This is a genomic window from Reichenbachiella sp., assembly GCF_039941815.1.
Lineage (GTDB): Bacteria > Bacteroidota > Bacteroidia > Cytophagales > Cyclobacteriaceae > Reichenbachiella.
On record NZ_JBDVDW010000065.1, the window covers coordinates 621,906 to 644,197 of the forward strand.

The following is a 22,292-nucleotide window of genomic DNA, read 5'->3' on the forward strand; positions in this document are numbered from 1 at the left end:
TCGTCCAAATTGAATACCCATTTTCAGGTATTTAGTTTGAAATTGAGTGCAAACTGCGATCCGAATTTTGCATACAAATGGCTAGTTTCTATATTGTGGTAGAATAAACCTGTCAACTATGTATCGAGCCAAACAATCAATAATCAGCACTCTATCCTTTATTTTTTGTCTCATATTTTCAAACCTGCATGCACAACAGCAAGAGTTCAACAACCTCTTCGATGCGTTAGACGTGGCGATAGGAGATGTAGAGACCAGCAAGTATAAGTATGAATCCGAATTGCTCTTTGTGAATAACAGTGTGATTCAATACAGTTATACAAAAACGTCGACCAAGGGCAGTGCAAACACCTATGCTTACGAGCTAAACATTGCCGACATAGATCCATATACAGTTAGGGAAAGTACCGAACGCGACCTGATTGTAGTCAATGTCAAAATCAAGAACAGTCAAAAGCTGATCAAAACTTTTCAGGATCAGGAGGTCAAATCCTATACCGAAGAATTGCAAATAGTAGCGGCCAACATTGACAACGCTAGAAAAATCAGAGAAATATTGGAGCAGGCTATTCCTATCGCTGAAGAGCTCATGCTCAACAAGCTCAGCTTGAACAACTATGAGGAAATGCTCTCCTGGTTGGAATCCAACGTAAAAGACGCCAACTATTCAGATGAAGCATATGCTCAATCTTTGCAACAGGATGCAAAATATGCAGGAAAGGTCAAACTGACTGTAGTAGAGACAGGTAAATCATCTAAGCAATTGGAGTACTCCTTCAATCTGGCTGATATCAATATTAATACAGTCAGATTCGATATTAGCGGATCAGAATTTGGCCTTGAGTTTGAAACCAAAAGAAAGCACAACCTGATCAAATACAGTCAAGACGGTGTATCCAAGCCATTTATAAATGATATAGTAATCAAAACCAACAATGTAGAAGAAGCTAGAGATTTACAGACGGTTTTGACGCTTATTATTCCTGAGGCCGAAAAGCAAGTAGAGTTATCGTTTCCCGAATTTAGCACGGCTGAAGATGCTTTAAGCGCAGTGAGCAGTGGCACACTAGCACTGACCTATGGTGGCGATACTTATGAGCAGTCGTTCAACGCCGACTGTCTCGCAGAATATGTAATAACCGAGATTTCTGAAAGCAAATCTGAGAAAAAGCAACATAATTTCAACTGGATAGACATCAACGACAAGGTCATTGACTATGACATCAGCGGTTCGAAAATGTTCATCGAGTTGATCACGAATAAAAAGCAAAAATTGATGAAGGTTCTCGATAATGGCGAATTGGATCCATACGACGAATCATTCAAACTCTACTGCGAAGACGCTGAAAATGCAAGGCGCCTAAAATATGCAATCAAAAAATCTATAGAGCTGTGTCGTGCCAACTACATGCCGCTAGTACCAAATGATGGCCTGGAGGCAAAAGTAAAATGGCTCACCGAGTCTGTCAAAGACGTAAGAGAAGGTGGAGATACATTTAGCCAAAGCCTGGAGCTTGTCAATGCTGGCAAATACGATAAATTCAAATTTACAAAAATAGAGATCGACGAAAAAGGCAGCACAGAATTGGTCTATGAAATGAATTTCGCTGATTTAAATGAGCGAAACATTGATTTCGAAGTGTCTAGTCGATCTATTTCTGTGAAGCTAGAAACAAACTTCAAAGAAAAAATCATCAAGTATTACAAAGATGGTGAGATTCAAAACTATGAGGATGAATTTTCTATTCATGCTAACAATGTAGAAGAGTCAAGAAATCTAATCAAAGCATTGGTTGATATCGTCACCTTGACCAAGGGTAAGTAATCAGTCGGAGATCACAGTCTCTTCATCTGGTAGATTGGTAGATGCCACTGCATCTACCTTCCAGCCCTGATCAGTTTTTTTGTATACCGCCAACCAGGAAAACTCTGTCCTGCCACGAATCCATTGACTCGAGTCATTTTGATATTTGACCACTACCTCTTTATGAACGATAGTATAGGCCATCGATCCGTCGTCAGAAAATCTGATCTCCGGCTCACTGAGATCGTCCCATTTTTCGAATTCTACCAGATCAAAATACCGCGTAAATCGCTCCTGAGAATCCTCTCTGGAAGGAGTTGAAATCACCCCCCTGTTTACAGAAATAAAATCGTCGCTCATCAGACCTACAAAGTCAGCGGGCATTTCTTCTACATGAAACTTGCGCTGTTTGAGGTGAATCTCCATGATTTCCTCACGGGCAGATTCCAGATTTGGTTTTGGCATGCAACTGGCCAGCAAGCCCAATAGCAATAAATGGGTTAGATGTTTCATGACGCTTTTTGATTCTAAGGTATAATTGAAATTGTAGCATTTCAAGAATAAGACGCCACATGGCAAATTGTGCCCACCAAACAGCAGTTTACTAGTTATGTTCCCTGCTTTTGACCGTTCTCTGCTCCCACTTCTTCTTCTCTTCGGCAAGTTTCTTTTTGCTGATTTCCTCTATTTCCAGCGCGATCAGCTCTTCTACATCAGGCTGCCCCGCATTGACCCAGCAGGTAAACCAGATGTCGCCCACCATTTTTATACTGGCGCGCATCCTCCGTTCTACCATACCATCTAGCAACTGATTGTAGGCATGTGAGTACTTTTGAGAGTAGACTTTGACAGTCGTACTGCCTCTCTGCTCGTAGGAGTATTTCTTACTTTCGGAAAACCGTGTCGATAGCTGCTTCTCAAATGTCAGTACCGAGTCCATGGCGAGATGAGCCGCCGTCACAGCAGCCCACGCACGCTCTTCTATGTCCTCCACATATTCTGCCTTCCCAACAAAATAATCGTAATCATCAGAGTAAAGTTCTGGTATGCGCGACTCCCAAAAACCATGAATTCCATATTGTCCGGTGAGCTGGCCATTGTAATTTTCGGTCGTGTGCAGCGGTACGTTAGAATCTGCGATGTAGTGTCCGATATCCGCAGAATAGCGAAGAATCTTGTCCAGGTTACGCTCTTCAAAAGCGCTGGTCAGTTGGTAAGTCATCAAAGTAATATGCCATGGGACTATACCGTAGGCCTGGAGCGTGTCTTCTGTATACTTCTCTACGGCATCAAACCAATTGTGTGGCACCACATGCAACGCACTATCCCCATAGATATCCAAATCGATATAGTGCCTTGGGGCTTCAAACTCCACTGCATATCTGCGTTGATCTGGGTTGATGGCATTTTCCGTCAGGTATACGATGTGTTTTTTATAAAAACCCATGAGCTCTGGCGGAATAGTAAATACAGCCAATCGATTGATTCTTCGATGTGCATAGAAACCCCAGCGATAGGATGAAATCCCAAGAGTGGTGGCTACCAGTAGCAAAAGTATAACAGTCTTTTTCAAGAGCGATCGAATCAAAGTGTGGTACTAGCGAAAATAAAGAGACTTTAATAGTAAAATTATTTCCTGAGCCATTAATTTTCAGCTTTTAATGCAAGTACATCCTATGAGGCTCAATTTTGTCGTTTACTTTCTGATTGGTTCGCTAGTCGTCCTATCCTCTTGCGCTACCCTCAAAGGAAAATATCATCGTGATCTGCTCAACAAAAGCCTGATAGGCTCTCCTCTGTTTAGTAGTCATCATACCGGATTTGTATTGTACGACCCGCAGGACAGCTCCATACTTTATGAATGGAATGGTGACAAGTATTATACGCCCGCATCAAACACAAAGCTGCTAACCTTCTATGCTGGACTCACCCTGATGAACGACTCTGTACCTGCACTCAAATATGAGCTCAGAAACGATTCTTTGTATTTTACCGGGACTGGTGATCCCACATTCCTTCACCCAGAATTCAAGGATCAGCCGGTGTTGCATTTTTTAAAAGATACCAGCTATAGCCTTCATTATGTAAAGCCTGTCTTTGAAGATGCCGAATTTGCACCTGGCTGGTCTTGGGAGGACTATGAATATTATTTCCAACCCGAAAGGTCAGCTCTACCCATGTATGGCAATACGATTTGGTATGTGTATGACTCTATCAATAATACCTTCCGAGTGGAGCCAACTTTCTTTTCGGACTTTGCAGAAATCAGGGAGATAGATGATGAAAAACTGGTACCAAATCGACTTAAAAACACCAATATCTTCAGTTTTGCACCGGATACTGCAAGAAGTCCTTATAAAAACAGTATTCCATACAAGACCTCTAATGAGCTCACCCTTGCACTGCTGACGGACACACTAAAGCGTAAAATCAACTGGGTCGAAAACTTCTCCTTCGACAGCTCTAGTTTGCTCTATAGCCGCCCTGCCATGGAGTTGTTTGCATTTATGCTCAAAAGAAGTGATAACCTGACCGCAGAGCACATCCTATACCTATGTGCAAGTCAGACGAAGATGCCGCTAAATGCAGCAGGGGTCTTGAACTTCACCCAAGAAAATAATCTACGAATCTCATCTGCTCCGCCAGTCTGGAAGGATGGTAGCGGATTATCCAGATACAACCTGATGACACCGAGGGGAATGATCAAGGTACTCAATCATATCTCTACCGAAATCTCTATCGAGCAAATGAAAGAAGTATTATCAATAGGCGGTCAGGATGGCACGCTCAAAGATTGGTACAAGCCAAGAGAGGGGGAATCGCATTATGTGTTTGCCAAAACAGGTACTTTGAGCAACAATCATAGTCTGACTGGAATCATCCGTACACAGTCTGGAAAAGATCTCTATTTCAGCTTTATGAACAACAACTACCCTACAGGATCTCGCCCCATAAAATTAGAAATGGAGAAAGTCATGCGCCTGATCTACGAGCGCTACTAAACACAAAAAAATACACTTTTCAAATTCCACTGACATAGGGCTGTCAGTGATTGAGGTTTTATTTGATCCAATCAAACTTAAAACCTATGCAAGAACTATACACTATATCTAATGACGAGCAGATCGGAGAAATAGCCATCAGCTCTGAGCAACTCCTGGAATCCTGGCTCGGCCAGCGTCGACTGACCCGAAAAACCATAGAAGCTTTTCCTGAGCTAGAACTCCTCACCTTCTCCATCGGTAGGCTACGGCCCATGTCGCGTCTCGCCACAGAGATGGTCGATTGGGTGGTCCCAACGCTCAACGGATTAATCAGCGGCGAATGGGAACCGATCTCTACAGAAAAATCTGAGGATGAATATGTAAAGACAAAACAAGACCTCCTTCAGCTCTGGGATGACACCACGGGCGCCATTGAGATCCTCTGGCGGCAAATTCCACCTAGACGATTTCAGGAGTCTGAGGTGGCTTTTGAGCGATTCGAGGGGCCGCTCTATCAGGTCATACAATATATGATTGACAATGAGATCCATCATAGAGGCCAGGCTTATGTCTACCTAAGAGTGCTGGGAATCACCCCTCCCGACTTCCAGAAAGAAAGGGTGTGAATCCGCCAGGATGTCACTCTACGCAGCGTCTATTTCGTTTGTTCACTCAAGATTCCACCAGTCAGCCTGAGCAGTTCTGTTTTGGATTCTATCAGATTGTAGATCGACTGGTAATAGCTTAATGCGGTCTGCAAATAAGTGATTTGCAGATCCCGATAGTTGAAGGAGTTGATACTGCCATTTTTATAGCGCTCTTCTCCAAGGTCCAAATTCAAGTTGGCTGTCTCCAGATTCTCAGCAGCGATAGCGTTGAGCCTGAGTCTTAGGTTGTAGCGATCAAAGGTGCTGAGCAGAGAGTTGTCGAGTGTCAGCTCAAGATCCTTGATTTCTAGCTGTCCAATCTGCTCCTGAATTCTTGCATTTTCGATTTGATTCTTGACCTTGCCTCCGTTGAACAGTGTAAATGACAGCGTCAGATTAGCGGATAGTGTCAAGGTAGTGGTATTAATGCCTGACACCGGATTAGAAGCATCCCCAATCGGGGTACCTAATTCGACATGGTTCCAGCCATTACTTCCTGTGACATTCAACGCCAGCTTCGGATACAACGCTGATCTGGCGATACCTATATCTCGCTGTAGGATTTCAAGATTGATGTATTGATTTTTCAGGTTGCTGTTGGTCCCTTTCATGGCAGCAGCCAATTCGTCAAGATTAAATTCTGTTTCTTGTACAGCAAGACTATCGGAAAATTGATAATTATTATCTACCGGTCTTGCCAGCAGCAGATTCAGATTACGGATTGCATTTTTATGATTCAACACCTGAGTCAGATAGTTGGACGAATCCGTGAGGTAAGCATTTTTGTCAATCAAGATATCAAAAGTCACTGCGCTCCCTAGCTCTCCTTTTAGCTTCATATACTCATATCTATCTCTCGATAGGTTCAAGGTCTTGGAAAACACTTCTGTTCGCTCTTTTTCCAGCAGCACCGTGTAATAGGCCAGTATGATGGATTGTACTGAGTTTTCTACAATTATTTGAGCATTGCCATCCGACTGTCCCTGGAGTAGTTCTAGCTTCTGCTTTGACATTTGCACGTTGAATCCATCAAAAAGGGTCCAGTTGGCATTCAGCGATGGTGTCAAATCAGTGCTTGTGTTTGAGCCTCCAAATCTAAACGGGTTGTCAGTTTCGGTATCCTGATAGGACAGTGAAGGCGCAGCGTTGAGCGTAATATTGGGAAACATCCCTGCCTGCCCCCAGGTGTTGAGATTAGCAGCTTGCAGCTGCTTGTTTCTTTCGATCTGAATGGAAAAATTGTTTTTCAAACCCATTTCTATAGCTTGAGACAATGACAAGGCTTCTTGAGCTTGACTTCTATTTCCAAAAAACAGGCTAATAATGACTAATGCCAATAGCGCCTTCCTGGTTTGATTGTTCATTTAGTTATTCACTTTCATCTTTGATGGATCCAGCCTTAACTTTTGATCAAGGCCGGTATTGCATAGACCAATATTCGTATCCAATTGCTTCTATGCAAACCCTCGTTATTTAAACCTATACTAGAATTCTGCTAATTTTTTTCCTTCAATTATTGCCGGCTCCACCTCTTCTTTGGTTGGTTTCAATATTTCCAAATGCCCTCCATAGAGTAGCGATTTCAATGACTGGAAGAACCCACGGAACAACCATGTGATATAGACTTTTATGTCATTGAAACACAAGATCATGACCGGGAAGAAAAACAGAATGAACAGGGTTCCAAACAGTACACCGTAGGCAAGTGATATCGCCATTGGGATAATAAATTGTGCTTGCCAACTGGTCTCCATGATCAAAGGAAATAGTCCAGCGACGGTAGTCAATGAGGTGAGCAAAATAGCCCTGAATCGAGCCGTACCCGCCTTATTGATAGCATCCATCACACTCATTCCTTCTTTCAAATTTCTGTTGTATTGATCGAGCATCACTACGGCATCGTTGACAATTACACCCGACAACGCAAGCATACCATAGATACTTACAAACGAAACCACGGCATCATGGAAGAAATGTCCAAAGATCGCGCAAGCCCATCCTAACGGTAGTAGTGTAAGAATCAAAAAAGTCTGATATAGGGACCTGAAATTGAGTGTGATAAACAGCAGCATGAGCAAAATCACAGGCACCAATATGGCAAAGAATGAATCTGTCTGCCGCTGACTGCCTCTGGACTGCCCTTCAAAGCTGTATTCCAATCCCGCATACTTGTTTACAATAGGCGGCATGATCTCTTTAGATACCTTTTCCAAAATAGGTGGTAGCGTAGTTTTAGAGTCGGCCAGCTCAGCAAAAACCTGAACCGCTCGTTTTCCATTGAAATGATTGATACTGGTGATCCCTCTACCGATCGTATAATCTGCGAGTTCGGACAGCGGATATTCTGCACCATCTCGCTTGATTTTCATCGATTCCAATTGAGTAATACTTAGTCGGTCTTCTTTAGGATATCTCACCCATACTCGAATCTCATCGGTATTGACCTGCAATCTTTGTACCTCCTCACCGAAAAATCCCTGACGAATCTGTTGTGTAATATCACTTTGCGTCAAGCCTAAATGATAAGCCAGTGGCTTCAGGGTGAGCTCCATCTCTCGCTGTCCGGCAGCGGCATCGTCTCCTACATCTATCAGGTCAGTCATTTTGAGCAAGGCGTCTTTTACCTCCTCTTTTGCCTTGTCCAGATCAGCTATGTTTTTACTTTTTAGTGAAATGGCTACCGGCTTACCCCAATAGTTGGCTGCACCCACACTAAATTTCTCTGCCTCAGGGACCAATCCTATTTCTTCCCGCACCATTGAGGCCACCTCATAGCCGGAGATGTTGTTTTCATCTAGCTTATGGAAATCTATGCGTACCGCGCCCGTGTGAGAGCCGGTGTTTTTTCTATCTGAAGTAGAGCCCAATTGCACATCTACATCCGTCATGATAGTATCCTTGATCCTACCCTCGTCCAACATTCGCTGATGCACTGCCCAGATTGATTTTTCGAAGCTCCACAGGTAATCCTCTGTCACCGTTTCGCGTGTACCAGGTTTTAAAACAAGATCTACGTTGATATCATCGATCGGTGGACGGCTAAACGGGGTAAATTTGATAATACCTCCTGCAAACATGCCCATGACCATAATAATAAACACGAAAGGCATCATGAACGAAATCCAACGATACTTAAGTAGTCTATTGATGAAAGGCGAGTACATATCGTACCGAACATGATCAATGAATTTTTCCATCGACTGACGAAACTTATAATATAGGCCTTTTGTCTTTCTGCCTTCCAGCACCCACTTGTGAGAAAGGTGAGCCGGCAGGACAAAAAATGCTTCGATCAGCGAAAAGGCAAGACAGGCAATCACCACAATGGCCATCTCCTTGGTAAATCCGTTGTTGTCCAAGAAAATCAAAGGCATAAAGGCCACAATTGTGGTCATCACGGAGGTGAATACAGAAGGTAACATTTCCATGGTACCATCGATGGCCGCCTCATGTGGTTTTTTCCCTCTTTCGAAATGTGTATAGATATTCTCTGCTATGACTATACCGTCGTCTACCAGAATACCTACCACCAAAAGCATTCCTGTAAGGGTCAGCATATTCACCGTAATTCCTGCTATATCCCCGATGATAAACATCGCACAAAAAGATATAGGAATACCCATGGCCACCCAAAAAGACAATCGGAGCGAAAGGAAGAAACCTAAGGTCAGCAATACGAGTATTAGTCCGGTACCGAAATTTCTGATCAGCAATTCGAGTCGATCTTCCAGCATAGAGTTGAAATCAAACCCCATTGAGAGCTCAATATTGGTTTGTTTGGCATTAAACTCTTTGACATAGTTGTCAAGAAATTCTGAAATTTTCTCAATGTCTTCTTCTGGCAATTTCTGTACAGCGATGTTAATCGCACGTTTGCCATTAGAAAAGTACTTATTAGGCACATCGGCGAATTGCAATTTGACATCGGCAATTTTTCCCAGCTGCAGCTTAGTGCCATCCGGATTGGCCCTGACAATGATTTCGTCTAGTGCGCTTGGGTCAAATTCTTTTGAATTGGCTCGAATCCTGATCTCTTCATCTACAGTCTTGATCGACCCTCCTGAAATATCGCGATTATTCAATCTAATGGCGCTGGCCACCTGTGCAAAAGTGAGTCCGTATCGCCTCAAATCCTGCTCTCTGACTTCTATCGAAATTTCCAGATCTGAGTAGCCGGACAATCTCACCTGAGAGATATTTCCGGATTTTAGAAAATCATCTTCTACCTGTTCGGCGGCCTTCTTTAGCTCCAAAAGTGAAACTGAGCCTCTGATCCCCATAAATGCAGCCATACTGGTAGACTTCTGTTTGGCCACAACGGGTTTCTCAGCGGAGACAGGAAAAGCATTGATCCGGTCTACAGCATTTTTCACTTCTGTGGTGAGCTCATCCAGATCATAGCCATCTTTTGAGCGGATGCTAATAGAAGCGGAATTTTCCGAAGAGGTCGAAGTCACCTCTTCTATACCTTCGAGCCCCTTGAGGGATTCTTCGATTTTAATCGTGACCCCTTCCTCCATTTCGACAGGTGAGGCGCCCGGATAGGTCACATTTATGCTCACATATCTGGCATCCCTTTCGGGGAAAAATGATTTTTTTAGATTGAAATAATAAGTACCCAATCCTCCAAATACGCCGATCAGAATGATGGCATTTGCCCAAATTGGGAATTTTACAAAAAATTCTACAAGCTTTCTCATAGTTTAAGACTTAGGCTTTACTATTTCTACTTTCATATTCTCGGAGGCATTGGACGGTCGGTCGGTGACCATCATTTCTCCGGTTTTCAAACCGCTGATTATCGCGTCATTTTCAGATACTTTGTGGACTCGTACCTTTCGGGTAACAAGTACACTGTCCTGAACTACAAATATTTCATTCTTGTTTTTGAGTATCCTCCTTGGCACTTTGGCAGCCTCCTTGACGGACTTGCCCGGGATTCGAACTTTAAGAAATAAGCCATCTAGTGCCTCATATTTGGATCGTTTTTGAATTTTGACAAATACGCTGACACTTTGAGAGTTTGGATCGATAAAATCTGCAATCCTGGTGACCGTACCTATCCAATTTTGCTCAAGACCGGACTCATCTACTATCGTGACTGTCTTTCCGTTTTGCACAAAATCAATATCTCGCTGCTCAACAGGCACTTCCAATTCTAGCTCGTCCGTACTGATGATATTGCCGATGTCGGCTCCAGGATTCACCACTGATCCCACCTGATAATTGATACTGACGATGCTCCCATTGAATGGGGCATAAATATAAAATTTCCTAAGATTTTCTTCTGCACTTTTAATAGCGTAGTACTCGCTCAGAATATTTTTTGCAGCGAGAAAAGTCTTTTCCTTAGAGGAAGTAGGTTCGGGCAGTGTAGGAATATTTTCATCCAATTCAATCTTGTCAAAATAGTTTTGCCAGGTTTTAAAACTCGCTGGAAAATCAATTCGAATGTCTGGTAGATTTGATGCCAACGTATTCAAAAAACTACTTTTACGTGCCTGCAAATCAAGTTTCTCTTCCGCATCACTGATCTTGCAGAGCAGTTGCCCTTTGCTAAACCGTTGCCCTTTCTTCAATTTTACATTTCCCTGAAGGAGCTTTCCGCCTACCTCTGCGATCACATTGATCTGCTCGGCCGACCCCACTCTTCCAAAGGCTTCCACGACTGTCTCCACAGTAGTAGGCTGAAACGCCTCTGCCATGACATAATTTTTCGCAACTGGTTTGGGTCGTTGATTGGGAGCTTCCTTTTGGCTTGAGAGCGCAACAAAACCAAAATAGGTAGCCGCCATAATTAATATCACACCAATAAGAGAGATGATTTTAGGAGTGGTTTGATTGTTCATTGAGTATTTAGATAATTATCAGGTTTCTATCGCAAAAATGGCTTTTTTGTTTCAATAAACCGATTTTATTTTATGAATGGAGGCTATTCCAGATAAACGATTACAGGGTGATTTGTACCAATAGCCAGTGGGAAATGTTCGATCGGGCACAGCTAACCGTCTAACCCTCAATAATTGCACTTCGTCACAAAAATCCAACTCCTAATCGATCCGTTCGTTTGCTCTGCCAACAACACAAAGTATGAACAAAGGTCAACTCAACGCTCGAATTATTCTCTTCTCTTTATGGCTATTGATGTTTGCCGCCAGTAGTCAATTCTTTATTATGTCACCTATTCTATCACAGATAGGCGAACAACTCAATATTTCCGAAGCTCTCAGAGGCACTCTAATTACTGCGTATGCTGTGACCTTGGGTATTGTAGCCTTGATCACTGGTCCCATATCAGATCGTGTCGGAAGAAGAAAAATATTATTGATAGGTGCCGGAGCCATGGCTATCTCCCTGCTCATGCATCAGCTAGCCTATGACTACTGGAGTATACTCGGCCTGAGAATTCTCGCCGGGCTTGCGGGAGGTATCCTTACAGGATCTTGTGTGGCATATATTGGGGACTATTTCCCACCGGAGAAGCGTGGCTGGGCCAATGGAGTCGTGGCTACCGGAAGTGCTGCCGGGCAAATTCTCGGTATCCCAGCTGGTACCATTCTAGCCGGAGAGATTGGCTTTTTTGCTCCATTTCAATTCTTCGGGTTTGTCATGGTTTTCGCTTTTTTATTGATCCTATGGAAGGTTCCCCAGCCCAATGTGGATAGCTCTGACTGCCCGCTTAATCTGAAACACTCGATAAAAAAATACTGGGAAATATTGCAAGTGCCTTCTGTAAAAACCATTGCGATGGGCTACCTGTTAATGTTTTTGAGTATATCCTCCTTTATCGTCTACTTCCCTACCTGGTTGGAAAATTCGTTTCGGGCCAACAGTTATGATATTGCCATATTGTTTCTCATCGGTGGACTAGCTACTGTATTTACCGGACCCATATCAGGCATCATTTCTGACAAAACAGGTCGCAAGCAAATCATCATTTTCTCAAACTTGTTGCTGGTTATCATCATGCCCATGTGTGTCTTTTTCCTCAACATGAACTACGAGATGTATTATGTGGTATTTTTTATCATCATGCTCCTAATCGTGGCCAGAATGGTACCGTTTCAAGCATTGGCTTCGGAGATCATCCAAGACAATCAGCGTGGGAGAATGATGAGCATGACGATTTCCATCGGTCAGCTCGGAATGGCTTTGGGCTCAGGTCTTGCCGGATTTATCTATACGGACATAGGATTTATCGGTAATGCCACGCTAGCGGCTATTGCCTCGTTTTTGATGGCTTTTCTAATCCAAAAATACATCCCTGAGCATTTCCTTGCTGTCCAGGAGTCCGAAAACTAATACCTCTTGTAGAATCTAATGAGTCTATTGCGCAACTTTGCGTGGATGGGTCGGGTAAATTCGATAAACATTTGCTGCGGCGGTAATGGAGCTATTCGCTGCGCATTGCAAATAGCCAATTGCTCATCATTCAATGCTCTTTCATCTCCATTGAAATGCCCCCATTCATTGTACCAAACATACTGTCCACCAAAATCTTGTTTCATCAATACACGCTTATCAAACCCTCCATGTGTTATAGTCAGATTGATGATTCCTTTGGAAATTACCTCCATCCTCTTCACGTTCAATTCGGCTTTTACAGTACCAAGCACGTCTCTTTTCTTTCCATCATCAAGCGTAATCGTACTAAGCAGTACGCTGTCTTTTTCCAACTTTTCGATGCGCTCCTGAGTGTGGGTTTCTCCAACGATAAAATCCTCAAAATTGATTACAAGATATTGATCTGGCTTATTCAACTTTCTTTTCTTGGCTTGTTTTGGAGTTAAAAAACGAATGAATTCGTCCTTTTCTATCTCACGAAGCACCTTTCGTACTTCGTCGTAAAAAATGTTTGCACTGAGGTTATATCTCCTTGATTTTATAGGTTTCAAACGGGCCACTACTTTGAGTATGGCGAGATTGTAAGCTTTCTCGATCTTTTTGTTCACATCTTTGAATCCGGGCACAAATTTGTCCGCCTCCAGAAATGAAAAGTACGCCTGTTTAGCGCTCTCCCTTGTACCCAAATTAAGCTGAGCTGTACCGGCCAAATATTGCTCCTGAGCCGCTTTGGGCTTAATATTTGCCAATTGTGAATAATATTTTTTTGCATTAGGAACCACTTCTTTAGCAGCTGGCGCACGCTGTATGCTTTCATACATGGCATTCAAATCCTGAAAAATGTAGACCATCTGCGTGAACTGAAAATCAGATCTGGATGCTTTTTCACTATCGATTTTGTCCATCAGGGTACCCACGGCGAGTGGATAGGCCTGTGATAGTGTATTTCTGGCCTTATCATTATTTGGGCTTGTTCGCAACTTTTCAATAGAGGACATTACTGCTTGATAGTAATTACCCCTCTGAAGCATTTTTTTACTCGAGTTGCAGCCATTGATGCATAGACCAAGTACAATCAGAGACAAGGAGACAAGTAAAGTATTTTTCATAATTGGTTATTGTAGTAAATACGAATCTTAGCTTTCATGCTAAACTAGCCGATCTTATCAAAATTCCGGCCACTTTTAAATCAAAGCTTAATACACACATTTTGTGGCTCGGTAAAAAACCTCAGTGCTTCGAATCCTCCTTCACGCCCGACGCCTGACTGTTTCATCCCTCCAAAAGGAGTTCTAAGGTCCCTGAGCAACCAGCAATTGACCCAGACAATCCCGCTTTTTACCTGATGTGCTACTCGATGAGCTCGCTTCAAATCTTGTGTCCATATGGTGGCCGCCAGACCGTAGGCCGTAGCGTTTGCCATCGTCAACACCTCTTCTTCAGAATCAAAAGGAGTAAGAGTCACTACTGGTCCAAAAATTTCTTCCTGATTGGTTCTACACTGATAATCCAGCCCTTCGATGACGGTAGGAGCTATAAAGAAGCCACCAGCACAATCGCCCTGAAGACTGACTTGATTTCCTCCACAGAGTATCGTGCCTCCCTCCTCTTGAGCCAGTTTTATATAACCAAGAACTTTATTCATATGTGGCTCTGAAACTACCGCTCCCATTTTTGTATTTGCATCCAATGGATCTCCCACATGCATTTTCTCAACTTTTTCTACAAATGCCTTTTTGAATTTTTCATAGATGGGTCGCTCTATAAAAATCCGAGATCCACAGAGGCAAATTTGACCTTGATTTGCGAATGACGAACGGATGGTTGTTTTGAGCATATCATCAAAGTCACAATCCGCAAATATGATATTAGGATTTTTTCCACCGAGTTCAAGGGATAGCTTCTTAAACATTGGAGCCGCCGTGGCTGCTAGTTTCTTCCCGGTCTCGGTACCTCCGGTAAAAGAAATCAAAGGAACATCTTTGTGCTCCACAATTGCTTGTCCTGCTTTGTGTCCCAGGCCATGGACGATGTTGAGTACGCCATTGGGCAAACCCGCCTCAATACAGATTTTTGATAGCAAATATGCCGTCATCGGGGTGACTTCCGTGGGCTTTGCCACTACGGTATTGCCAGCAGCCAGTGCCGGAGCAATTTTCCAACTAAAAAGGTATAACGGCAGATTCCATGGTGAAATGCAACCCGCTACTCCTACAGCCGATCTTTTTGTATAGTTGATGGCCGTGCCTTCCATAAAATGAGCCTCCGAGGCAAAATGCTGGATTCCACTGGCATAAAACCGAAAATTGGATGAAGCCCTGGGTATGTCTACAGATTTAGCCAATGACAGCGGCTTACCATTGTCAATGGACTCCGCCAGTGCCAATTCCTCCAGATTTTGATCGATGAGATCAGCTATTTTATTCAGGAGTTTCGCACGAGTATCTATCCCACAGGTAGACCAGTCTGGAAATGCATCCTTTGCTGCCTTTACCGCTTTTTCTACATCACCAGCATTACTATCCGGAATGAGTGAATAGACCTGTCCGGTAGCTGGGTTGATATTATCAAGGTACTGTTGATCGATCGGGGCAACGAGTTCGCCATTGATATAATTTTCAATTTTAAGCATTAATCAATTTTAGAAGTTAGTACTAGTATCAGATACAGCCTGTTCTGCCGCCGTCTACCGGAAGGCTCACACCGTTGATGTATCCAGCTGCAGGAGAAGCCAAAAAAGCTGCTGCGGCCGCAGTTTCTGTTGCTTCACCAAATCGTTGTGCCGGAGTTTCTTTCTTCATGGCAGCGATGACCTCCTCTTCGCTCTTTCCGGTCTTTTGTGCCTTGGCTTTGATTATGCCTTCCAGGCGGGCGGTATCTGTAAATCCCGGCAGTACATTGTTGACGGTGATTCCAAATGAGCCCAGCTCCAACGAGAGAGTTTTTGCCCAGCTGGCCACGGCTCCTCTGACTGTATTGGATACGCCTAGTCCAGGAATCGGGACATAGACAGAAGTCGAAATTATATTGATGATCCTTCCAAACTTGGCTGCTTTCATACCCGGCACCAAGGCTTGCGCCAACAAATGATTGCATTCCAGGTGTGCGGTCATGGTATCCATAAACTTGATATAGGGTTCATCAATAATGGCTCCTCCAGCTGGCCCACCGGTATTATTCACTAGTATCTGAGGCGAAGGGTTCTCAGTTAAGTACTCATTGATTTTGCTTCTCAACTCAATAGGATTCGAGAAATCAACCGAGATAAATTGGTGTGTTTGTTTTTTATCGGTAGACAGCCCACCTTTTACTTCTCTCAATTTTGAAATATCTCTGGCTACCAAAGTAATACTGGCGCCCATATTGGCCAACTCTTCCGCGATCGCTCTGCCTATTCCTTGGGTGCTACCGCACACCATTGCTGACTTGCCTTCTAAATTTAAATTCATTTTTTGGATTCATTTGATGCAGTAAATATAACGATAATGCGCTTTGAGATTTGAATAAAATATAATTTTACCTGTGTATTAATTTCACTTTATACCATGAAAACTCCTGTAAAAATATCTCTGATTCATGCTGTAATGGGTTTATTAGCCTTCGTGATCTTTCTTCAAACCGGATGGCATATGTCCACCATACAAGTGGGAGAACTACACGACTCTCAAAGAATGATCTATCGTGCGGGACATATTTATTTTTTGTTTAGCAGCCTACTCAACTTATCCATAGGTGTGCAACTGCAGCTTTCTCCTATACTGTGGAAAAGATATATTCAATACATAGGTTCAGTGCTGCTACTCATGTCTCCACCACTATTCTTATATGGGTTTTACACCGAGGCCACTGCAGGAGATATCGCACGAATTTTTACCACGTTAGGAATTTTTCTGGCCTTCGGAGGGACCGTTCTTCACTCGATTGTTTTTCTTGTAGATCTAATCCATACAAACACGGATTGACCCCCTTGCAGTTAAATGAGCCCTTTGTTCCTAACTACTGGATTTTTTATCTCTGGTAACCTTACCTTTGCAATATGAAGCACTGTTTATTCCTTGTCATGACCATGATATGGTCGAGTTTTACTTACGGCCAGGAATCCTATGCCGAAGATGTCATCAGCGAAGATGCCATTATCCAAGCCATGTACGAATGCATCTCTGGGGCTAAAGGGGAGCCAAGAGCGTGGGATCGCTTACGGTATCTCATGGCACCAGGCGCTAAACTGATACCTACGAGGCCTGCTAGCGAAACCAAACGTGTGCCTTGCTATCTCACCCTTGACGAATTTATCCTTCAGGGAGACGAGTGGCTTGTGGCTCATGGATTTTTCGAAGATGAAGTTTCCAGGCGCTCAGAGTCCTTCGGGTCTATCACTCATGTATGGAGCACCTTTCAGTCTAAATGGACACCCGATGGAGAACCTTTCTCCAGGGGGATCAATAGCATTCAGCTGATGTATGATGGCGAGAGATGGTGGATCATTAACCTGTATTGGGCAGCAGAAACTGAAGAAAATCCTCTGCCCAAAAAATACATAAAGTAAGGAATCACTCTACGACCAGATGACTGGCACCAAACAATTCTGATGGTGTCAACCCAAATGATTCTTTGAAGGTTTTGGTATAATGGGCACTATCGGCAAAACCGGATTTATGTGCCAGTTCCGTCAGGTTTTTTGACGAGGTGTACAAATCAAAGGAGCTGATCAGTCGTTTCCATAGTTGCATTCTTCTATAAGATATACCTGTATGCTCCTTGAACAGGTGTTGAAATCTACTTTCGGACAAACACATCTCCTCTGAAATCTCGCTCAGCGAAATAACTTCTCTCCTATGACGGTCCAGATATTGCAGAGAAGCAAGCACACGCTTGTCTACCTTGTGTTTTGCCAGCAGACAACGATCATTAAACTCTGCCATTGAGTTGATACATGCACTAAGGAAGGTTTTTTCATTGATTTCATTTTTGAATAGGTCTTTCGCAAACATCTTCAGATAGTCAATCCAGATTTCATGAAAATCTTCAACTGGTTGATTGGTCAGATGTTTACCGATAAAATGTCCAATAGCACTGGCCGGATTAAAAAGGAATATAAGTACTGGATGTCCCTGACTGTCCAAATGATGTGGTACTTGAGGCTGAACAATAGCTGCCTCAGATCTATAGACCTCCCCCTCACTCTGAATCTCGAAAGTATCATAGAGAGAGACTGTCAACTGCAAAGCATAGTGCTGATGTGTTTCATTTTCACTTACTTTTCCTAGAAAAATACCTGTGTCGCCAGCTTTGAAGATCAAATTTTCTTGTTCTATTAGTTCCAAATTCCAGTTGTTTTAAAATTGACGGACTCGAATTTATCTACTTTTTTAAACTCTTCTGCAAACATCACCCAAACTTGAAATTTTAATCTATCACCATTTTCGTCTTTGGCTAGTTCGCGATAGGTGTATTCATGAGTAAAACCCAATTTGGCTGGGATGCGCTGACTGGCAGCATTTCGCTCATCGATATACAGCAGTACTTTCTCTATGCCCATATGCTCAAATGAAAGCTTCGTGAGCGCATAAGTTACTTCGGTGGCATATCCCTTGCCTGTCTGCAAGTGGTCCATCCAGTAACCGATCTCGGTGGTGCCTTTTCCTCGTCGGCCAAATAGATTGCTACTACCGACAAAGTCGCCAGATTCTTTTTCAAACACCCCATATGCATATTCCTTGTTGGAAAAAAAATCTCCTATCCAGCTTCTAATTCTTTCTCGTTTTTTGTCCACTGGTTCCGGCTCGTCCTTAGCCCAGGGTATCCAGGGCATCATGATTTCGAGATTGTCGTCCAGTCTCTCTTTCAGGAGTTGTGCTTCCTCCGGTACAAACAGTCTGAGGATTAGATTGGGGGTCTCAATTCTGGTAATTGTATTTTTCATCTTTAGAGATACGCTTCAAGAGCAAATAAATCAAAATTACCATAAAGCACGATTCGAGATTGCATTTATTTTCTTGTAGAAGATAGAACTTTCAGATCATTCAAACTTCATTATTTAGCAAGGACATTTTCTGCATTCAAGCAGCAGCCAAATCCTTCTTTTACACCACAAAACTTAACCGCAAGTATGAATAGGTGAAGCAAGAGTCCACACCTCTCGACCTTGTTGCTTTAAAACGAGCTAAAATCAATCGTCGATAGAAATGTCAGAATGATCGAATAGAAAGAAAATACCATCGATTAATGTCTAAATATTTCTAATTAAACTTTAAATTGTTCAATAATTATAAAACCTTATTTCTCATGAACAAATTTAAATCACTTACCATCATCGCTTTGATGATCAGCACCTTCTTCGTTGGGTGCAACGAAGATGACCCTGAAATCAAAATTACAAGTTTCTCCTTCGACGCTGCCTCAGTAGAAGTAGTAGAAGGCACAACGGTAAATCTCGAAGACTACATTGTAGTCGAAGGAGAAGACGCCGATCAAGCTAACATCGTCTTTTCATCGGACAACGACGAAGTAGTATCCGTAGATGGGACCACACTCTCAGCAGTAGGCGTAGGTGAGGCTACGGTCGAAGCCACCGAAACCAATACCAACAAAACAGCTACCATAGAAGTCACTGTCATCGCAGATAATATAGCCGTAACAGCGGTTTCTTTGGATACAGAATCCATCGATCTGGAAATCGGAGGCACACAACAACTCACAGCTTCTATCACCCCAGAGGATGCCACGAATAAGAACCTAACCTGGTCTGTTGAGTTTCCTTCAGAAGGCAAAAAGTCTGAAGATGATCCTACTGCCATTGCTACAGTCAGTGAGGAAGGGTTGGTAACTGCGGTATCTCCAGGAGAAGTAGTCGTAAATGTGACTTCTGAAGATGGGGAGTTTTCGGCCAGCGCCGACGTCATCGTATCTGGCATTATGGTCACCGGTATTACATTAGATCAAGAAACAGCAGGCATAGAAATCGGAGAAACGTTGCAGCTAACAGCAACAGTGTCGCCCACTGACGCTACCGACGAAAGTATCACCTGGTCTGTAGCATTTCCTTCTGAAGGAAAAAGTAATGAATCCTCTCCTGAAGACATTGCCACTGTAGACGAGGACGGACTTGTCACCGGGGTATCTGCTGGAGAAGTAGTCATTACCGCCGAAACCAACGATGGATCCTTCACCGCCAGCCTGGATCTGACGGTCAGCAATGTCATTGTTACAGCAATTAGCATTTCTCCGGACCCGGTAGAAGTAGAAGTCAATGAATCGGTACAACTGACAGCGACCATTGAGCCAGAAAATGCCACAGACCAAATTGTGACCTGGAGTGTCGATATGACTGAAGAGTCTGCCGAACGTGTTTCGGTGGCATCCCCTACTGTAGATGACTATTTGGAAATATCTGAAGACGGTCTGTTGACTGCCAAACAACGATGCGATGATTGTTCGTTTACCGCCACTGCTACATCCAATGACAATGGCGCAGAAAGCACGGTAGATGTGACCATCACCTACATTCCTGTCACCAGCATTGTACTAAGTCCAAAGAGTACTTTTGAAATTTTTGAAGGAGGAACACAACAGATGGAATATACCATTAGTCCATCTGATGCTACAGATCAAACTGTGACTTGGGAGGTCGTAAAAGTAGATAATGGACAATGTGGAGATCCAGCTGGTAGAATACTTGCTGCAGCTCCTACCATAGATGACTACGCCACGATTGATAACGAAGGACTATTATCTGCACATATGGAGTACAATGGTGAGTGTGATATGTTGGCGGTGTACGCCTATGTAGAAGACCTCAATGATCCTGCTGTATCGGAATTTGAAATAAGAACAAAAGTGACAGGGTTAGCCATTCTTGACAATGATTTTCAAGATGCAGGTAGCTCAATAGATATGCCCGATTGCTCTACCTATCAGTTGAGTGTTTCGGTGACTCCAGAAGGAGCTTCTGACCAATCTGTCACATGGACTTCGGACAATACAGACGTGCTAACAGTAGATAGTACTGGTAAGCTTAGCCTCAAGGGGAGCTTGCCGACCCCTACCAATACTACTGTAAAAGTCACCGTCACAGCCAATGATGGCTCGGGAGTAACCGACGTGATCAACGTAGTGATTAGCTATAATGGATGTTAATTTGAATCTAACAATCAAATTAAGGAATTAAGAATTCCATATCCCTACAACAAAATAGAATAAAAAGAAGCCGAATCATTCGGCTTCTTTTGTTTATAATAAAGCATTAATTTTCGATTATGAATCCAAAGATAATTGCCTTTGACGCTGACGATACCTTGTGGCACAATGAGTCTTACTTTCGTGATACCGAAAAGAAGTTTTATGCCCTGCTGGAAGCTTATATGCCGGAGCATGCACTAGCTAAGGAGCTCTTTCGGATAGAAATGCAAAACCTTGAGCTTTATGGATACGGCATCAAAGCCTTTACGCTATCGATGATAGAAAGTGCGATGGAAATCTCTAACCGTACAATCAAGCTGGAGGACATAGAGAAAATCGTCTCATATGGCAAGGAGCTACTAGAAATGCCGGTAGAACTCATAGACGACGTGGAACAGGTTTTGCAGTCACTATCCACTAGGTATCGATTGGTGCTGGCCACCAAGGGAGACTTGCTCGACCAACACAGAAAGTTGACAAAATCAGGACTTGGTAAATATTTTCATCACATTGAAATCATGTCTGAGAAAAAAGAAAGAGACTATCAGAGATTGCTCAATAGACTCGATATCAAAGCAGAAGAATTCATTATGGTTGGGAACTCACTAAAGTCTGATATCCTTCCTGTATTGGAACTGGGAGGCACTGGTTTTCATATTCCTTATCATGTGACCTGGGCTCATGAGCATGTAGATAGAGACATCAAACATGAGAATTTTTATTTCTTGGAGAAAATCTCAACCCTTCTGGACCACCTTCCCAAATAGTAGACGCTTGAAGTCGGCTAGCGTCATTTTAGAGAATCAGACTTCTTTAAATCACAAATAATCATTAAATTGTTCAAGAAGCAATCCACCTTTTCTCATGAACAATCGAAAAACTCTGCTTGTCATCGCCCTGATGATAAGTGTGCTATTGCCACGTTGCAGTGAAGACGAACCACAAATCAAAATCACAAGTTTCTCTTTTGATGCCGCTTCGGTAGAAGTAGTAGAAGGCACCACGGTCAATCTGGAAGACTACATCGTGGTCGAAGGAGAAGATGCCGATCAGGCTGAAATTGTTTTTTCTTCAGACGATGAAGACGTAGTATCAGTAAGTGGAGTCACGCTCACAGCTGAAGGCGTAGGACAAGCAACAGTAGAAGCTACGGAAACTAACACCAATAAATCAGCCACTATCGAAGTCACAGTCATTGCTGATAATGTACCGGTGACCGGAGTATCACTAGAGGAGGAGTCACTGACGTTAGAAATAGGAAGTACCAGTCAATTGACAGCCACTATTACTCCCTCCGACGCTACTAACAAAAACCTGATCTGGTCTATAGAATTT

At 43.0% G+C, this 22,292-nt stretch carries 19 protein-coding genes; 9 read left to right on the forward strand and 10 right to left on the reverse strand.

Annotated elements, in window-relative coordinates; genetic code table 11:
* Nucleotides 1–118 precede the first annotated feature (118 nt).
* Nucleotides 119–1,825, forward strand: coding sequence for a hypothetical protein (locus tag ABJF11_RS19790; protein ID WP_348121968.1), 1,707 nt, complete (start codon nt 119–121; stop codon nt 1,823–1,825).
* Here the strand turns inward: ABJF11_RS19790 and ABJF11_RS19795 are convergent, their stop codons facing one another.
* Both ABJF11_RS19795 and ABJF11_RS19800 read right to left on the reverse strand, forming a co-directional pair.
* Complete coding sequence (locus ABJF11_RS19795; protein WP_348121969.1) at nt 1,826–2,317, reverse strand: hypothetical protein; 492 nt, start codon at nt 2,315–2,317, stop codon at nt 1,826–1,828. It lies immediately after the preceding gene.
* Nucleotides 2,318–2,408: 91 nt separating this feature from the next.
* Nucleotides 2,409–3,377: a zinc dependent phospholipase C family protein gene (locus ABJF11_RS19800; protein ID WP_348121970.1), complete on the reverse strand. Its 969-nt coding sequence runs from the start codon at nt 3,375–3,377 to the stop codon at nt 2,409–2,411.
* A gap of 88 nt (nt 3,378–3,465) precedes the next feature.
* On the opposite strand from ABJF11_RS19800, the gene ABJF11_RS19805 reads away from it, so the two are divergent.
* The gene (locus ABJF11_RS19805) at nt 3,466–4,806 is read left to right on the forward strand and encodes a D-alanyl-D-alanine carboxypeptidase (protein ID WP_348121971.1); all 1,341 of its coding nucleotides are present in this window, start codon (nt 3,466–3,468) and stop codon (nt 4,804–4,806) included.
* Between the two features lie 86 nt (nt 4,807–4,892).
* Entirely contained in the window at nt 4,893–5,414 is a 522-nt protein-coding gene (locus tag ABJF11_RS19810) for a DinB family protein (protein WP_348121972.1), read from the forward strand.
* A 29-nt stretch (nt 5,415–5,443) separates the two neighbouring features.
* On the opposite strand, the gene ABJF11_RS19815 is transcribed toward ABJF11_RS19810, so the two are convergent.
* The 3 genes from ABJF11_RS19815 to ABJF11_RS19825 form a co-directional block, all read right to left on the reverse strand.
* Nucleotides 5,444–6,799: a TolC family protein gene (locus tag ABJF11_RS19815; protein ID WP_348121973.1), complete on the reverse strand. Its 1,356-nt coding sequence runs from the start codon at nt 6,797–6,799 to the stop codon at nt 5,444–5,446.
* Nucleotides 6,800–6,919: 120 nt separating this feature from the next.
* On the reverse strand, nt 6,920–10,135 hold the full coding sequence (locus tag ABJF11_RS19820; protein ID WP_348121974.1) for an efflux RND transporter permease subunit: 3,216 nt from the start codon (nt 10,133–10,135) through the stop codon (nt 6,920–6,922).
* A gap of 3 nt (nt 10,136–10,138) precedes the next feature.
* Nucleotides 10,139–11,284, reverse strand: a complete 1,146-nt coding sequence (locus ABJF11_RS19825; protein ID WP_348121975.1) for an efflux RND transporter periplasmic adaptor subunit — start codon at nt 11,282–11,284, stop codon at nt 10,139–10,141.
* A 241-nt stretch (nt 11,285–11,525) separates the two neighbouring features.
* Between ABJF11_RS19825 and ABJF11_RS19830 the strand changes: the two genes are divergently transcribed.
* Entirely contained in the window at nt 11,526–12,737 is a 1,212-nt protein-coding gene (locus ABJF11_RS19830) for an MFS transporter (RefSeq protein WP_348121976.1), read from the forward strand.
* On the opposite strand, the gene ABJF11_RS19835 is transcribed toward ABJF11_RS19830, so the two are convergent.
* The 3 genes from ABJF11_RS19835 to ABJF11_RS19845 all read right to left on the reverse strand — a co-directional run bounded on the left by ABJF11_RS19835 (nt 12,734) and on the right by ABJF11_RS19845 (nt 16,228).
* On the reverse strand, nt 12,734–13,888 hold the full coding sequence (locus ABJF11_RS19835; RefSeq protein WP_348121977.1) for a hypothetical protein: 1,155 nt from the start codon (nt 13,886–13,888) through the stop codon (nt 12,734–12,736). The two genes, ABJF11_RS19830 and ABJF11_RS19835, sit on opposite strands and share 4 nt — an antisense overlap.
* Nucleotides 13,889–13,968: 80 nt before the next feature.
* Nucleotides 13,969–15,411 (reverse strand): aldehyde dehydrogenase, encoded by a 1,443-nt coding sequence (locus ABJF11_RS19840; RefSeq protein ID WP_348121978.1) that lies wholly within the window; start codon nt 15,409–15,411, stop codon nt 13,969–13,971.
* A gap of 28 nt (nt 15,412–15,439) precedes the next feature.
* Nucleotides 15,440–16,228, reverse strand: a complete 789-nt coding sequence (locus tag ABJF11_RS19845; RefSeq protein WP_348121980.1) for an SDR family oxidoreductase — start codon at nt 16,226–16,228, stop codon at nt 15,440–15,442.
* Nucleotides 16,229–16,324: 96 nt separating this feature from the next.
* Here ABJF11_RS19845 and ABJF11_RS19850 point away from each other — a divergent pair, with 96 nt between their 5' ends.
* Nucleotides 16,325–16,741 (forward strand): hypothetical protein, encoded by a 417-nt coding sequence (locus ABJF11_RS19850; protein ID WP_348121982.1) that lies wholly within the window; start codon nt 16,325–16,327, stop codon nt 16,739–16,741.
* Between the two features lie 74 nt (nt 16,742–16,815).
* Complete coding sequence (locus ABJF11_RS19855; protein WP_348121983.1) at nt 16,816–17,325, forward strand: hypothetical protein; 510 nt, start codon at nt 16,816–16,818, stop codon at nt 17,323–17,325.
* A gap of 4 nt (nt 17,326–17,329) precedes the next feature.
* Here ABJF11_RS19855 and ABJF11_RS19860 read toward each other — a convergent pair whose 3' ends face one another.
* On the reverse strand, nt 17,330–18,103 hold the full coding sequence (locus ABJF11_RS19860) for a helix-turn-helix transcriptional regulator (RefSeq protein ID WP_348121984.1): 774 nt from the start codon (nt 18,101–18,103) through the stop codon (nt 17,330–17,332).
* Entirely contained in the window at nt 18,094–18,702 is a 609-nt protein-coding gene (locus tag ABJF11_RS19865; protein WP_348121985.1) for a GNAT family N-acetyltransferase, read from the reverse strand. The genes ABJF11_RS19860 and ABJF11_RS19865 overlap by 10 nt, the downstream gene beginning before the upstream one ends.
* Before the next feature lie 362 nt (nt 18,703–19,064).
* Here ABJF11_RS19865 and ABJF11_RS19870 point away from each other — a divergent pair, with 362 nt between their 5' ends.
* The 3 genes from ABJF11_RS19870 to ABJF11_RS19880 form a co-directional block, all read left to right on the forward strand.
* Nucleotides 19,065–20,915 (forward strand): Ig-like domain-containing protein, encoded by a 1,851-nt coding sequence (locus ABJF11_RS19870; protein ID WP_348121986.1) that lies wholly within the window; start codon nt 19,065–19,067, stop codon nt 20,913–20,915.
* 119 nt (nt 20,916–21,034) lie between these two features.
* On the forward strand, nt 21,035–21,724 hold the full coding sequence (locus tag ABJF11_RS19875; RefSeq protein ID WP_348121987.1) for an HAD family hydrolase: 690 nt from the start codon (nt 21,035–21,037) through the stop codon (nt 21,722–21,724).
* A 97-nt stretch (nt 21,725–21,821) separates the two neighbouring features.
* On the forward strand, nt 21,822–22,292 hold a 471-nt coding region (locus ABJF11_RS19880; protein ID WP_348121988.1), incomplete at its 3' end, for an Ig-like domain-containing protein.

Coding starts and splice junctions, on each gene's coding strand:
- ABJF11_RS19830 (WP_348121976.1), top strand. CDS start 11,526: ATGAACAAAGGTCAACTCAACGCTCGAATTATTCTCTTCTCTTTATGG.
- ABJF11_RS19825 (WP_348121975.1), bottom strand. CDS start 11,284: ATGAACAATCAAACCACTCCTAAAATCATCTCTCTTATTGGTGTGATA.
- ABJF11_RS19870 (WP_348121986.1), top strand. CDS start 19,065: ATGAACAAATTTAAATCACTTACCATCATCGCTTTGATGATCAGCACC.
- ABJF11_RS19845 (WP_348121980.1), bottom strand. CDS start 16,228: ATGAATTTAAATTTAGAAGGCAAGTCAGCAATGGTGTGCGGTAGCACC.
- ABJF11_RS19835 (WP_348121977.1), bottom strand. CDS start 13,888: ATGAAAAATACTTTACTTGTCTCCTTGTCTCTGATTGTACTTGGTCTA.
- ABJF11_RS19840 (WP_348121978.1), bottom strand. CDS start 15,411: ATGCTTAAAATTGAAAATTATATCAATGGCGAACTCGTTGCCCCGATC.
- ABJF11_RS19850 (WP_348121982.1), top strand. CDS start 16,325: ATGAAAACTCCTGTAAAAATATCTCTGATTCATGCTGTAATGGGTTTA.
- ABJF11_RS19855 (WP_348121983.1), top strand. CDS start 16,816: ATGAAGCACTGTTTATTCCTTGTCATGACCATGATATGGTCGAGTTTT.
- ABJF11_RS19805 (WP_348121971.1), top strand. CDS start 3,466: ATGCAAGTACATCCTATGAGGCTCAATTTTGTCGTTTACTTTCTGATT.
- ABJF11_RS19795 (WP_348121969.1), bottom strand. CDS start 2,317: ATGAAACATCTAACCCATTTATTGCTATTGGGCTTGCTGGCCAGTTGC.
- ABJF11_RS19875 (WP_348121987.1), top strand. CDS start 21,035: ATGAATCCAAAGATAATTGCCTTTGACGCTGACGATACCTTGTGGCAC.
- ABJF11_RS19820 (WP_348121974.1), bottom strand. CDS start 10,135: ATGAGAAAGCTTGTAGAATTTTTTGTAAAATTCCCAATTTGGGCAAAT.
- ABJF11_RS19865 (WP_348121985.1), bottom strand. CDS start 18,702: ATGAAAAATACAATTACCAGAATTGAGACCCCCAATCTAATCCTCAGA.
- ABJF11_RS19810 (WP_348121972.1), top strand. CDS start 4,893: ATGCAAGAACTATACACTATATCTAATGACGAGCAGATCGGAGAAATA.
- ABJF11_RS19790 (WP_348121968.1), top strand. CDS start 119: ATGTATCGAGCCAAACAATCAATAATCAGCACTCTATCCTTTATTTTT.
- ABJF11_RS19815 (WP_348121973.1), bottom strand. CDS start 6,799: ATGAACAATCAAACCAGGAAGGCGCTATTGGCATTAGTCATTATTAGC.